Genomic DNA, 1,267 nt, shown 5'->3' with positions numbered 1-1,267 from the left:
CAGTCGCCACTGCTCCTGCGCCTGCGGCTGCTGGGCTGCCCGTCCTGGGGTCTTCGGCTGCCAATGCAACTGCGTCTGCTGCCGCTGGGCCCGTACCAGGGTCATAAAGGCGGTGCCTGGGCACCGCCTGCGCCTGCAAGTGCCACTGATGCCTACATGGCATCGTCTCCGTCTGCGTCCACTGCTCTGCCTGCCCCGTCCGGGCAGGGACGCTTGGCCGCAAGCCGCAGGCTTTCGGCCGCAAGCGTACCCAATTCTCTGCACAAATGCCACCGGATGGCTTGCATCGGGATGCCCCCGGCCTCCGCTGTGGCCGTGGCATACTTGATGTACTCCGGGTGTTGCACCAGCACCTCGTCTGGTTGCGCCAATGCAGTTTGGACCGCGCGCATCCCGGTGGGCTCTTCTGGTGCCCTTTCCACCGAGCTTACGACCTCGTTCGTTTCTGCCATGGCCTGGGCGATCTCCGCCTGGAGAATGTCCATATCCTGGACGACCTTCTTGAGGCGGCTCTCTGCCCTTGCAAGCCGGGCCTTCTGGTCGTCTACCTCGCTCTGTTGCTCCTCCCTTCTTTTCGCAAGCCGGTTCCTTGCGGCCGTGAGGTGCTCGAGCCGCTTTGCCGGGCCATAGGTCAGCTCCGCCTTCGCTTTGCGGTCCTCCAAGAGGTCCTTGTACGGCTGCAGTGTGCTGACAGGCATGCCCACCTTGATGAGGGCGTCGTGGGCCGCCTGCAACTGTTCGGTGGGGAGGTCCTCCAGCTTCTTGTGGCCACTGCCATCGGGTTCCGGCGCCGGGTCCGGTGCCGCCACTGAGTGCAGCTTGTGCCCACTCTTGGTGAGGTGCACGGCCAACTGCTTTGGGATCTGCAAGGGCCTCTCCTCCTCGTCCGACACGTCTCCCCGCGCCGGCTGTCCCGCTGCTGGCGCCTTCGCACTCGCCCGCTGGGAAGGAGGCCCCTTCGCCTTGCCTCCCTGCTTCTGTTGGCGCGCCTCCCCGCACAACCGGCATGCCTGCTTGCGCGGGTTGTGGTGTGCTGCATTGCATGCCCTGCGCACCCACTGGGTCTCGCGCTCCTCTGATCCCGGTGCCACCTTTTCCTTCTTCGGCTTGGAGGTGACCTGCTTCCATGGCGGTGCCATGGTCCACGGGAACGGCAACTGGAAGGCCGGAACGACCTCCTTTGCCTGCTGAGCTCTTTTCCAGTTCGGCATGGGTCGGCCCCCTGCCCGTGTGTTCACACACTGGTCTGTCGCTGGTGAGCTAAACG

Annotated in this window: 1 protein-coding gene; it reads right to left on the bottom strand. The window is 65.0% G+C overall.

The genetic code is table 11. From position 1 onward, the window contains the following. Nucleotides 1–152: 152 nt before the first annotated feature. On the bottom strand, nucleotides 153–1,211 hold the full coding sequence (locus ABWQ00_RS16125; RefSeq protein WP_353239675.1) for a hypothetical protein: 1,059 nt from the start codon (nucleotides 1,209–1,211) through the stop codon (nucleotides 153–155). Nucleotides 1,212–1,267: the final 56 nt, after the last annotated feature.

Source organism: Limnohabitans sp. (assembly GCF_040400975.1).
Lineage (GTDB): Bacteria > Pseudomonadota > Gammaproteobacteria > Burkholderiales > Burkholderiaceae_C > Limnohabitans_A.
This window is presented reverse-complemented; position numbering and strand designations above follow the sequence as displayed.